The sequence below is a fragment of the Streptomyces sp. CRN 30 genome, from assembly GCF_034105845.1.
Map to the genome: position 1 here is coordinate 1 of NZ_JAVRHI010000514.1, position 11,899 is coordinate 11,899.

An 11,899-nucleotide genomic window follows, 5' to 3' on the forward strand; every position below is an offset into this window, starting at 1 on the left:
TGGCACGGACGGACGGGACGGCGGGGCCGGCGCGCCGGGCGCGGGCGGGCGCTGCGCGCCGGAGCAGCCGGCGAGGGCCGAGACGGCTGAGGCGGCCGAGACGGCCACGGTGACCAGGAGCGTTGCTGTGGTGGTCGTACGATGCACCCGCGCAACTCTGCTGTCGTCCGGCCCGCTTCGCGGTGCGGACAGGCGGAGGTTGCCCCGCACGGGTGATCCCGGCGGCCGTCTGCGGGCGGCCCGTTGCCGGCCGCGTCAGCGCCGACGTTCCGTTCAGTCTCCGGTGGCCCCGTCGATGCGCTCCCTGATCAGGTCGGCGTGACCGTTGTGCCGCGCGTACTCCTCGATCATGTGGGTGTAGATCCAGCGCAGGCTGACGGCCTCGCCGGTGTGCCGGTTGCGGCCGTCGCCCGTGTCGTCCAGGGCGAAGCGCGCCGCGTTGCTCCGGGCGACGGCGATCTCGGCCTGCCAGGTGGCGTGGGCCTCCTGCCAGGTGTCCGACTCGTCGAGGTGGAACTCGCCGTCCCGGTCCTCGTCGCTGTAGTAGATCGGCCCGGCGTTGTCGTCGGCCAGCACGCGGCGGAACCAGCTCCGCTCCACCTCCGCCATGTGCCGTACCAGCCCCAGCAGGGTCAGTTCGGAGGGTGGGACGGAGGCGGTCCTGAGCTGGGCGTCGTCGAGGCCCGCGCACTTCATGGCGAGCGTGTGGCGGTGGAAGTCCAGCCACCCCTCGAGCATGGTCCGCTCGTCGGCGGTGACGGAGGGCGTGGTGCGTTCGGTGGTGGTCATGGAGCGCATCCTGTCCGAGCGGGCCGCACCTCTTCATCTTGATTTCGCGACGTATGCTTCCGGCGAGGCGGAGCGAGGCGAGGCCCGGACGGCCCGGACGCCGTAGGACAGGAACGAGGACGCTGTGAAGGTCGGCTGCATAGGGCTCGGGGACATCGCGCAGAAGGCGTACCTGCCGGTGCTCGGCGCGCAGCCGGGTGTCGAACTGCACCTGCAGACGCGTACGCCCGCGACGCTCACCCGGGTCGCCGACAGCCTGCACCTCCCCGGCGCCCGGCGCCACGCCGACCTCGACGCCCTGCTGGCCCAGGACCTCGACGCGGCCTTCGTGCACGCCCCCACCGCGGCGCACCCGGAGATCGTCACCCGGCTGCTGGAGGCGGGCGTCCCGACGTACGTCGACAAGCCCCTCGCGTACGAACTCGCCGACTCCGAGCGGCTGCTACGGCTCGCGGAGGAACGGGACGTCTCGCTGGCCGTGGGGTTCAACCGGCGCCACGCGCCGGCGTACGCGCAGTGCGCGGAGCACCCGCGCGAGCTGATCGTGCTGCAGAAGCACCGCGCCGGTCTGCCGGAGGCACCGCGCACGATGATCCTCGACGACTTCATCCACGTCGTCGACACCCTGCGGTTCCTGGTGCCGGGGGAGGTCGACGACGTGACCGTGCGCGCCCGCGCCGTGGACGGGCTGCTGCACCACGTGGTGCTCCAGCTGTCCGGGGACGGCTTCACGGCGCTCGGTGTGATGAACCGGCTCAGCGGTTCCGCCGAGGAGGTCCTGGAGGTGTCCGGACAGGGCACCAAGCGGCAGGTCGTCAACCTCTCAGAGGTCATCGACCACAAGGGTCAGCCGACGACGCGGCGGCGCGGCGACTGGGTGCCGGTGGCCCGGCAGCGCGGTATGGAAGCGGCCGTGCTGTCCTTCCTCGACGCGGTGCGGGCGGGCCGGACGCTCAGCGCGCGGGACGCGCTGGCGACCCATGAGCTGTGCGAGCGGGTGGTGCGGGCGGTCCTCCGAGACCCGTCCGCCTGAGCCGCACCGCCCGTACGGCACCGGCGGCACCCGCCACGCCCAGCACCAGCAGCGCCCCGTACACGGGCCAGTCGCCGAGCCGGACGTACGGCGTGGCACCGCTCGCCAGCGGCACCTCGTACACCGCGCTGGTGCTCGCGTCCGTACCGAGCCGGGGGCCGACGGGCCGGCCGTCCGGGCCGTGCACCGCGGAGACCCCGGTCAGTGTCGCGTGCACCATCGGGCGGCCGGTCTCGGCGGCCCGCAGCGCGGCCAGCGAGGCGTGCTGCTCCGGGGCCCAGCTCTGCTGGAACGTCGAGGTCGCCGACTGGGCGATCAGCACCTGGGCACCGTCCCGCGCCAGCCGGCGGCTCAGGTCCGGGAACGCGGACTCGAAGCACACCATCGGGCCGGCCCGCAGCCCGCCCGCGACGTCCATGACCACCTGCCGGGTGCCGCGCCGGCGGTCCTCCCCGGCCGCCTCACCGACCGAGGTGGCCCAGCCGAGGACGGAGCGCGCCGGGACGTACTCTCCGAAGGGCACCAGCCGCATCTTGTCGTAGCGGTCGCCGGTCGGGCCGTCCGGCCCCACGAGCTGCGAGCTCTTGTATATGCCGGGCCGGTCGGAGCGGCGCGCGTCGACGTTCACCAGGACGTCCGCGCCCGTCGCGCGGGACAGGGCCGCGATCCGGTCCGTGAGGGCGGGACGGCCGGCGAGGTCGAAGCCGACGCTGCTCTCGCCCCAGACGACCAGGTCCACGTCCTGCCCGGCGAGCCGGCGGGTGAGCGCCTCCTCCCGGGCGAAGCGCTCACCGGGGCCGTGCACGACACCGGGCTGGACGACCGCGACACGTACCCGGCCGTCGGCCGCGGGGCGCGGCGCCCAGACCCAGACCGCGGAGACCGTGGCCGCCGTCGCGAGGAGACCGGCGACCGCGGGCACGCGGGACCGCTCGACCGCGACCAGTACGACGACCGCGACGTTGACCGCCACCACCAGGAAGCTCAGCAGCCACACCCCGCCGACCGACGCCAGCCGCAGCGCCGGCTCCACCTGCCACTGACTGGACCCGAGCAGCCCCCAGGGCCCGCCCAACCCCTGCCAGGACCGGACGAGTTCCACCGTCAGCCAGCCCGACGGCACGACGACGAGGGCGGCCGCGACCCGCCCGCCCGACGGCGCCCCCGCCAGGAACCGGCGCACCAGCACACCCCAGGGGGCCCACAGCAGGCCGAGCAGGGCGGCCAGCACGAAGGTGAACACGTGCAGGTTGGGCAGCAGCCAGTGGTGCACCCCCAGCATGAACCCGGTGCCGCCCAGCCAGCCGTCGTACGCGGCGCGCCGGTCCGTCGGGGCGGTACGGACCAGCAGGATCCACGGGACCAGAGCGACGTACGCGCACCACCACAGCGACGGCGCCGGGAACGCGAACAGGGGCAGCGCGCCGGCCAGTGCGGCGAGCGGGCCGCGCCTCCACCGGGCGGCGAGCCACCGGCCGGTCGTCGTCATGCGGGGGCCTCCCTCCCGGTCGTGCGGTACCTCCAGTGTGCGGGCCGGGAACGATCTACGACAGTGGGCGGGCGGCCGGGGCCGCGCGGGACCGGGCCGGGAAGGGGCCGGGTCAGGGGGGGCCGGGTCAGGAGGGGACCGGGTCAGGAGGGGACCGGGCGGCCGTCGGCCGTGCGGCGCCACTTCTCGTGCAGCACGACCTCGCGCAGCCGCCAGCCGTCTTCCGTGCGCAGCAGGGTGAAGGCGTACCGGCCGCCGCACAGGAGGTCGGGAGCCGTGTCGGCGGCCGGATGCGGTGGATCGGGGGTGCCGTCCGGGCTGGCGAACCGCAGCGGGCTGACGTAGTCGGCCTGGACGTGCGCGGTGTCCCCGGTGTCCTGCTCCAGCACGCCGAACCGGACCCGCCGGTTGACGACCAGGTGCTGCCGCACCGCGAGCAGCCCGGTGCTGCGGGCGAGCCAGTCGGCGACCTGGTCGACGTCGCCCTCGATGCCGCCGGCCGAGCGGTAGTCCGCGCGCGCGTCGGGCGTGAACAGCTCCCGGTAGGCCCGCCAGTCGCCGTCGTCCAGGGCCACCGCGTACTCGGTGATCAGTCCGTCGACCGCGAGCCGGTCCAGCACCGTCGCGAGCTCCACACGCTGCGTCATCGGCTCAGTGTTGGGGCAGGGGACGGGCGGAGCCAAGGGGCGTGCGGATATTCGCTGGCCGTGGGCGTCGGCGCCGACCCATCCTGGACCGGTGAACGATCATTCGACCGCGCCCGAGCCCGAGTTCCGTGTACGAGCCCGTCACACGGCGTCCACGGTCACCGTCTACCAGGCCTACGGTCCGGAGATCGGCCCGGCCGCGGCCCGCACCGGCCGGTTCCCGACCGCCTGGAAGCGGGACCGCATGACCTGGATCAAGCCGTCGTTCCTGTGGATGATGTACCGCTGCGGCTGGGGCCTGAAGGAGGGCCAGGAGACCGTCCTGGCGGTCGAGATCACCCAGGAGGGCTTCCTCTGGGCGCTGCGCAACTCCTGTCTGTCGCACTACGACCGCGCCCTGCACGAGGACCGGGGGGCGTGGAAGCGGGAGCTGCGGCGAGCGCCCGCGCGCGTGCAGTGGGACCCCGAGCGCGACCTGCGGCTCGCCCCGCTGCCGTACCGCTCCCTGCAGCTGGGGCTGTCCGGGGAGGCGGCGGCCCGTTACGCGGACGAGTGGATCGTGGGCATCGAGGACGTGACACCGCTGGCACGGGAGGTCCACGGCCTGGTGCGGGAGGGCGAACTCGGCCGCGCGGCGGGGCTGCTGCCCGTCGAGCGGCCGTATCCGCCGGCCGACGACGTGCTCGGCCACCTGCGGCGCTGAGCCGGCCGGCGTGCCCGGTCCGGCCGGCGCGCGGAAGGCACCGGTGCGGGCGGCCGTTGCGGTCGGCCGAAGCGGGCTCAGGCCGCCTCGATGACCTTCCCGCGCGCGGCGGCGGCCGCGGCCCATTCCACGACCAGCAGTTCGTACTCGGCCCGTTCGCGGTCGGACAGGGAGCCGCCCGCGCGTGTCCACAGTGCTCGTATCTGCTCGTTCACCGCGGCGGCGGACCGCGGGGAACCAGAAGGGGTGGTTTTGGCGGACATGCCATCAGACTATGCGCAGTGGCTGACACTGTGCCACCGGACAGCTACGTGTGCGGTATGTGGTTGGTCACGGTCGAGCGGACCCCGCCGCTCCGTCAAGTACGCCTGACGCGCCCGCCGTTGCGCGGCGTACCGGTCCTCAGTGCGCCGAGTCACCCGCGTTCGGGTCGAGCACACCCATGCTGACCAGCACGATGATGACGATGCCGAGGGCGACGCGGTACCAGACGAAGGGCATGAAGCTCTTCGTGGTGATGAACTTCATGAACCAGGCGATGACCGCGTAACCCACCACGAACGAGACGACCGTGGCGAGGGCGGTCGGCCCCCACGAGACGCCGCCCTCCTCGACCGCGTCCTTGAGTGTGAACGCGCCGGAGGCCATCACCGCCGGGATGGCGAGGAGGAAGGAGTAACGGGCCGCGGCCTCCCGGGTGTACCCCATGAGCAGGCCGCCGCTGATGGTGGCGCCGGAGCGCGAGACGCCCGGGACCAGGGCCATGGCCTGGCTGACGCCGAAGATCAGGCCGTCCCTGACGTTCAGGTTCTCCAGCGTCTTGCGCTGCTTCGCCGCCCGGTGCTTGCCGCCCGACTCGTCGCGCGCCGCCAGCCGGTCCGCGAGGCCGAGGACGATGCCCATCACGATCAGCATCGTCGCCGTGAGGCGCAGGTCGCGGAACGGGCCCTCGATCTGGTCCTTGAGCGTCACGCCCAGCACGCCGATCGGGATGGAGCCGACGATGACGAGCCAGCCCATCCGCGCGTCGGGGTCCCGGCGCATCTCCTTGTTCGTCAGCGACCGGGACCACGCGGCGAGGATCCGCCCGATGTCCTTGCGGAAGTAGATCAGCACCGCGATCTCCGTGCCGATCTGCGTGATCGCGGTGAAGGCCGCGCCGGGGTCCTCCCAGCCGGAGAACGCCGCCGTCAGGCGGAGATGGGCGCTGGAGGAGATCGGGAGGAACTCGGTCAGTCCCTGGACGAGTCCGAGGATGAGGGATTCAAACCAAGACATGGAGTAGGTGGTCCAAGGGCTGTACGGAAAGGGGGCCGGCGGACACGCGCGGCCGCGGTGGGCACGGGCACAGGTGTCGTGGGGCAGCGTAGCGTCTCGAAGTGACGGGCTTGCCACACGGGCTCCACAGGACCTGCACGCGGTGTTCCGGCCCTGCCGGGCCGGGAGGCAGGTCGGGAGGGTGCACGGGGTGTTGACCGGCCGTTCCGGCGCGACATACGTTGCAGCGGCGGGAGAAAGCGCTTGCTGTCACCGGTCCGCCGGGGCCGTGGACCTCTCTCCCCCTCTGCCGTCACGTTCGATGGAGTGCTGATCACGTCCATGTCCACACCCCGCGACGCATCCGGTCCCGACACCCCTCCGAGCCGCACCGCCCCCACGGACCCGGTCCCGGACCGTCCCGCACCCCCGTTCCACGGCCGCCGCATCCGGGCCGCGATCGTCGGCACCGGCGGCATCGCCCGCGGCTGCCACCTGCCCGCGTTCACCGCCCTCGCCGCGGAGGGCGAGACGGAGGTGGTGGCGGCGGTCGACATCGACGCCGACGCGGTCAAGGCCTTCTGCGCCGAGGCGGGCATCCCGCACGCGTACACCGACCTGGACCGGATGCTGGCGGAGGTACGGCCCGACGTGGTCGCCGTCTGCACCCCGCCGACCCTGCACCGCGAGCAGACCGTGGCCGCGCTGCGGGCCGGCGCCTGGGTGTGGTGCGAGAAGCCGCCCGTCCCCACGCTCGCCGACTTCGACGCCGTGGAGGCGGAGGAGGGCACCGACGGGGGCCCGTACGCCTCGATCGTCTTCCAGCACCGCTTCGGCTCGGGCTCCCGGCACGCACGGCGGCTGATCGCCGAGCGCGCCCTGGGGCGCCCCCTCGTGGCGCACTGCCAGACCACCTGGTACCGCGACACCGCCTACTACGCCGTGCCCTGGCGCGGCCGCTGGGCCACCGAGGGCGGCGGGCCCGCCATGGGCCACGGCATCCACCAGATGGACCTGCTGCTCGACCTGCTCGGCCCGTGGAGCGAGGTGCGGGCCATGGCGGGGCGGCTGGTGCACGACGTGGAGACCGAGGACGTCACGACCGCCCTGGTGCGCTTCGAGAACGGCGCCATGGCCACCGTCGTCAACAGCGTCCTCAGCCCCGACGAGGTCAGCCGCATACGTATCGACTGCGAGCGCGCCACGGTCGAGCTCACCCACCTGTACGGGCACGGCAACGACAACTGGCGCATCACGCCCGCCCCGGACGTGGCCGAGGCGGACGCGGCGGCCTGGCGGGACTTCGGCGCCGACGTGCCGAGCTCGCACCTGGCGCAGCTGCGGGAACTGGTGGCGAGCATGCGCGCCGGTGAGCGGCCGCGCGCGAGCGGCGCCGACGGGCGGACCAGCCTGGAACTGATCACCGCGATCTACAAGTCGGCGTTCACCGACACCACCGTCAGGGCAGGGGAGATCGGCCCCGGCGATCCGTACTACACCGCCCTGCACGGCGGCGCTCCCGGCTGGGCGCCCGCGACCGGGACCGCAGAGACCAGCGAGGAGATCCCCGCATGACGACCGCCCACGACGGCCTGCGCCTCGTCCACGCCCACGGCGACAGCATCACGGTCACCGAACCGGCCACCGGCGTCGAACTGTTCTCCTACGTGTACCGGCCCGAGGCGGCCTGGGAGGCGCCGAAGCCGTACCTCCACCCGGTCCGCACCCTCAAGGGCGACGTCGTCACCGACTACCGCCCCAACGACCACCGCTGGCACAAGGGCCTCCAGCTCACCGCCTCGCACCTGTCCGGGCAGAACCTGTGGGGCGGCAACAGCTACGTCCACGGGGAGGGGTACCTCCCACTCCCCGAGCAGGTCGGGTCCATGGCGCACGTGGCCTTCGACGAGGTGGCCGCCGACGGGGACCGCGTCGTCATCGCCGAGCGGCTCACCTGGCACCCGTACACCGGTGAGCTCTGGGCCGACGAGGAGCGCCGCATCGAGGTGCACGACGTCGACCCGGCTGCCGGGTCCTGGGCGCTGACCTGGACCAGCGCCATCACCAACCGGCGCGACGAGCCGCTGCTCTTCGGCAGCCCGACCACCGCCGGGCGGGAGAACGCGGGCTACACGGGCCTGTTCTGGCGCGGCCCGCGGGGCTTCCGGGAGGGCCGGGTCATCGGGCCCGACGCCGAGGGGCCCGACCTGATGGCGAGCCAGTCGCCGTGGCTGGCCTACTCGGCGGAGCACGACGTCGCCGACGGCCACGCCACGCTGGTCTTCGCGCACGCCCCCGAGAACGACCACGACGGGAGCGGGGGCGCCCACCCGGCCCACTGGTTCGTGCGCAACGAGCCCTTCGCCGCCGTCGCCCCCTCCTGGGCCTTCCACGACGAGCTGGAGCTCGCGCCCGGGGACACGCTCACCCGCCGCTACCGGGTCGTGGTGGCCGACGGTGCCTGGGAGCGGGACGAGATTGCCAAGTACCTCCAGGAGCACCCGTGGTGACGGGGGCCGGTGCGGTGGCGGCCGGCTTCACCGGACTGCCCGGCGCGGTCGCCCTCTCGCACCTGTCCGTGTACGACTGGCCCGCGGCCGACGGCGTGTGCGGGGGCAGCCCGCACCTGCACCTGACCTGCTCGGAGGCGTACGTCGTCACGGGTGGGCGCGGCGCGGTGCAGACGCTGACCATGTCCGGGTACGAGGTGACGCCGCTGGTGCCCGGCACGGTCGCCTGGTTCACGCCCGGCACCATCCACCGGCTGGTCAACGAGGACGACCTGCGCATCACGGTGCTGATGCAGAACAACGGGCTCCCGGAGGCGGGCGACGCGGTCCTCACCCTGCCGCCCGAGTACCTCACCGACCCGGGGACGTACGCCGCCGCGACCGTCGTCCCGGGGGACGCGCCCGAGGAGGAGCGGGAGCGGTTCGCCCGCGCCCGGCGGGATCTGGCCCTGGAGGGCTACCGGGTGCTGCGCGAGGCCGACGGCCCCGAGCCGCTGGCCGCCTTCCACCGGGCCGCCGCCGCGCTGGTGCGACACCGGCTCGCGGAGTGGCGGGAGCGCTGGGAGCGGGGCGCCCGCGCGGCCGCCGCGGCCACCGGCGACCAGCTGGACCGGCTGGAGCGCGGCGACGTCTCCCACCTGGCCGACGCGCTCGTACGGGCGGAGCGGCCCGCGGAGCACGGGAGGTTCGGGATGTGCGGGCGGCTGGACGTCTACCGGGGGACGTGACGCGCCGCGGGTGACGCGGTCACCGGCCCTGGAGGTGGTGGCGCTTGCGCCAGGCCACCACCGCACCGATCAGGGCCGGTACCGCGATGCACGCCATGGCGATCAGGAAGGCGGGGGAGGTCGGCGTCGAGGCACGGGCGCCGGCCACCACGTACGCCGCGGTGTTCGGGATCGAACCGAGGGCCGTGGCGAGCAGGAACGGCAGCCAGCCCATGCGCGAGACGGACGCACAGTAGTTCGATGCCGCGAACGGCACCCCGGGGAACAGCCGGGCCGCCAGCATCGAGCGGAACCCGTGCCGGCTGAGCTGCCCGTCGACCGCCTGCAGCAGGCGGCCCCGCAGCAACGGCCGCAGCGCGTCCTGCCCGAGCATCCGGCCGAGACCGAACGCGATGCCCGCGCCGAGCACCGTGCCGCCCAGCGCGGCGCCCAGGCCGAGCTGGGAGCCGAACAGGGCGCCCGCCGCCAGGTTGAGCAACGGGCGTGGGACGAAGGCGAAGGTGCACAGGCCGTACGCCACCGCGTAGACCAGGGCCGCCGCGGCACCACCGAGGTGCGGTGGCCAGCCGTCGGCCAGCAGGCGTTGTGGTTCCAGGAGCAGCACGGTCGCCGCGGCGCCCGTGAGGAGCGCGACGAGCAGCGCGAACCGTGCCCATGGGGAGAGCAGCAGGCGGGTGCAGCGTGCGGCGGGACCCGTTGGGGAGACGGGTGCGACCGGTGGGATGGATGCGGCGGGCGGGGAGGTGGCCGTGGCGGTGCCCCCAGAGCGGGTGGTGGCATCGAGCATTCGGCGACAGTAACCGACCGATGTGTGTGATCGCCGTATGGAGCGTCTCAGGGACGTCACAGGACGGGGAACTGCGGGGGACCGGGCCGAGGCCCCCGACAGCGCCGCTCCCGCCGGCGCCGCGCCGGCACGGGACACCGCCCGGCGGTCGTCCCGAAGTGGCCGCCGGGGCCCGCGGGACACCTGGTACGAACGGCGCCCTTCCGGGCTCTGACCTCGGCGTACGGACACCCCGCCGACTTCCGCCGGGCCACGCGGCGGATGACTGCCGGTGGGGCCGGCCGGGCGCCGACCGGCCGCGCGGCGAGCGGAACTTGAGGAACGGGCGGGTCCCCTTCCCGCCGTCGGCCTCCCGTCGGTCCGCGTGCCGCCGTGTGAAGCATCTCTCGTCGGAAGTCGTCCCCCGCGCCGCATGGGGCAGCCCCCGCCCCCGTCGTCCCGCCCGTCGCGAAAACCGTTCGACGCGGGGCCGGCGGGTCGACGATGATCGGCGCCATGTTCTGGCACGCCTTCCTCCTCGCGGCGTCCGCGGCAGCCGCGGACGCGCCGAAGGCTGCCCTCCCGGTCGTCGTGGCCACCACAGGCGGCTTCGCCACCGCAGGCGGCACCCGAAGCTGACCCTCCCCGGATCGTCCGGCGGACCCCGCAGGGGGAGGGTCGGTCAGAGCCCGGGGTCCCCGTTCCGGCCGCCGCAGAGCGCCGGGGCCGTTCACCGAAGTACCGCTGAAGAGGCTTCGAGGTACCGCCATGTTCAAGACGGCTTACGTCCGCACCAAACCCCACCTCAACATCGGCACCATGGGTCACGTCGACCACGGCAAGACCACCCTGACCGCCGCCATCACCAAGGTGCTCGCCGAGCGCGGCTCCGGCGACGGCACCCGTTACGTCCCCTTCGACCGCATCGACAGGGCGCCGGAGGAGGCCGCGCGCGGCATCACCATCAACATCGCGCACGTCGAGTACGAGACCGACACCCGCCATTACGCGCACGTCGACATGCCCGGCCACGCCGACTACGTCAAGAACATGGTCACCGGGGCGGCGCAGCTCGACGGGGCGATCCTCGTCGTCTCCGCGCTCGACGGGATCATGCCGCAGACCGCCGAACACGTGCTGCTCGCCCGGCAGGTGGGCGTCGACCACATCGTCGTCGCGCTCAACAAGGCCGACGCGGGCGACGACGAGCTGACCGACCTGGTGGAGCTGGAGGTGCGGGAACTGCTCACCGCGCACGGCTACGGCGGCGACGCCGTCCCCGTCGTACGGGTCTCCGGGCTGAAGGCCCTGGCGGGCGACCCGCGCTGGACGGCGGCGGTCGAGGCGCTGCTCGACGCGGTGGACACCTATGTGCCCGTGCCGGAGCGGTACGTGGACGCGCCGTTCCTGCTGCCGGTGGAGAACGTGCTCACCATCACCGGCCGCGGCACCGTCGTCACCGGCGCCGTCGAGCGGGGCACCGTCCGCGTGGGCGACCGCGTGCAGGTGCCCGGCGCGGAACTGGAGTCCGTGGTCACCGGCGTGGAGACCTTCGGCAAGCCCATGGCGGAGGCCCAGGCCGGCGACAACGTGGCGCTGCTGCTGCGGGGCGTCCCGCGCGACGCCGTACGGCGCGGGCACGTCGTCGCCGCGCCCGGCAGCGTCGTGCCCGGCCGCCGCTTCACCGCCCAGGTGTACGTGCTCTCGGCGCGCGAGGGCGGCCGCACGACCCCGGTGTCGACCGGCTACCGGCCGCAGTTCTACCTCCGCACCGCGGACGTGGTCGGCGACGTCGACCTGGGGGACGTGGCGGTCGCCCGGCCCGGCGACACCGTCACGATGACGGTCACGCTCGGCCGTGAGGTCCCGCTGGAGCCCGGCCTCGGCTTCGCCGTCCGCGAGGGCGGGCGCACGGTCGGCGCGGGGACGGTGACCTCGGTCGGCTGAACACGGAGCCGGGTGCCCGCACATGCTGGC

At 73.9% G+C, this 11,899-nt stretch carries 13 protein-coding genes; 7 read left to right on the forward strand and 6 right to left on the reverse strand.

Annotated elements, in window-relative coordinates:
• Positions 1–273: 273 nt before the first annotated feature.
• On the reverse strand, positions 274–789 hold the full coding sequence (locus UW392_RS60000; RefSeq protein ID WP_320783948.1) for a DinB family protein: 516 nt from the start codon (positions 787–789) through the stop codon (positions 274–276).
• A 124-nt stretch (positions 790–913) separates the two neighbouring features.
• Here UW392_RS60000 and UW392_RS60005 point away from each other — a divergent pair, with 124 nt between their 5' ends.
• Positions 914–1,822 carry a Gfo/Idh/MocA family oxidoreductase gene (locus UW392_RS60005; RefSeq protein WP_320783949.1) on the forward strand — a complete coding sequence of 303 codons (909 nt, stop codon included), beginning with the start codon at positions 914–916 and terminating at the stop codon, positions 1,820–1,822.
• Here the strand turns inward: UW392_RS60005 and lnt are convergent.
• Together lnt and UW392_RS60015 are read right to left on the reverse strand one after the other, a co-directional pair.
• The gene (gene lnt / locus UW392_RS60010; protein ID WP_320783950.1) at positions 1,743–3,311 is read right to left on the reverse strand and encodes an apolipoprotein N-acyltransferase; all 1,569 of its coding nucleotides are present in this window, start codon (positions 3,309–3,311) and stop codon (positions 1,743–1,745) included. The two genes, UW392_RS60005 and lnt, sit on opposite strands and share 80 nt — an antisense overlap.
• A gap of 143 nt (positions 3,312–3,454) precedes the next feature.
• On the reverse strand, positions 3,455–3,958 hold the full coding sequence (locus UW392_RS60015) for a nuclear transport factor 2 family protein (protein WP_320783951.1): 504 nt from the start codon (positions 3,956–3,958) through the stop codon (positions 3,455–3,457).
• Positions 3,959–4,049: 91 nt separating this feature from the next.
• Between UW392_RS60015 and UW392_RS60020 the strand changes: the two genes are divergently transcribed.
• On the forward strand, positions 4,050–4,661 hold the full coding sequence (locus UW392_RS60020; RefSeq protein ID WP_320783952.1) for a DUF4291 domain-containing protein: 612 nt from the start codon (positions 4,050–4,052) through the stop codon (positions 4,659–4,661).
• Between the two features lie 77 nt (positions 4,662–4,738).
• Here the strand turns inward: UW392_RS60020 and UW392_RS60025 are convergent, their stop codons facing one another.
• Together UW392_RS60025 and UW392_RS60030 are read right to left on the reverse strand one after the other, a co-directional pair.
• Entirely contained in the window at positions 4,739–4,924 is a 186-nt protein-coding gene (locus tag UW392_RS60025) for a hypothetical protein (protein ID WP_320783953.1), read from the reverse strand.
• Positions 4,925–5,063: 139 nt separating this feature from the next.
• A complete protein-coding gene (locus UW392_RS60030; protein WP_320783954.1) occupies positions 5,064–5,939 on the reverse strand; it encodes an undecaprenyl-diphosphate phosphatase in 876 nt (291 codons plus the stop codon).
• A 321-nt stretch (positions 5,940–6,260) separates the two neighbouring features.
• On the opposite strand from UW392_RS60030, the gene UW392_RS60035 reads away from it, so the two are divergent.
• From UW392_RS60035 to UW392_RS60045, 3 genes are read left to right on the forward strand one after another with little or no spacing between them, the layout of a single operon-like run.
• Positions 6,261–7,493 carry a Gfo/Idh/MocA family oxidoreductase gene (locus UW392_RS60035; RefSeq protein WP_320783955.1) on the forward strand — a complete coding sequence of 411 codons (1,233 nt, stop codon included), beginning with the start codon at positions 6,261–6,263 and terminating at the stop codon, positions 7,491–7,493.
• On the forward strand, positions 7,490–8,428 hold the full coding sequence (locus UW392_RS60040; protein ID WP_320783956.1) for a PmoA family protein: 939 nt from the start codon (positions 7,490–7,492) through the stop codon (positions 8,426–8,428). The genes UW392_RS60035 and UW392_RS60040 overlap by 4 nt, the downstream gene beginning before the upstream one ends.
• Entirely contained in the window at positions 8,422–9,156 is a 735-nt protein-coding gene (locus tag UW392_RS60045) for a cupin domain-containing protein (RefSeq protein ID WP_320783957.1), read from the forward strand. The genes UW392_RS60040 and UW392_RS60045 overlap by 7 nt, the downstream gene beginning before the upstream one ends.
• Positions 9,157–9,175: 19 nt before the next feature.
• Here UW392_RS60045 and UW392_RS60050 read toward each other — a convergent pair whose 3' ends face one another.
• Positions 9,176–9,943: a TVP38/TMEM64 family protein gene (locus tag UW392_RS60050; protein WP_320783958.1), complete on the reverse strand. Its 768-nt coding sequence runs from the start codon at positions 9,941–9,943 to the stop codon at positions 9,176–9,178.
• 495 nt (positions 9,944–10,438) lie between these two features.
• Between UW392_RS60050 and UW392_RS60055 the strand changes: the two genes are divergently transcribed.
• Complete coding sequence (locus UW392_RS60055; protein ID WP_320783959.1) at positions 10,439–10,561, forward strand: hypothetical protein; 123 nt, start codon at positions 10,439–10,441, stop codon at positions 10,559–10,561.
• Positions 10,562–10,690: 129 nt separating this feature from the next.
• Positions 10,691–11,869: an elongation factor Tu gene (gene tuf, locus UW392_RS60060; RefSeq protein WP_320783960.1), complete on the forward strand. Its 1,179-nt coding sequence runs from the start codon at positions 10,691–10,693 to the stop codon at positions 11,867–11,869.
• The last annotated feature ends 30 nt before the right edge of the window (positions 11,870–11,899 follow it).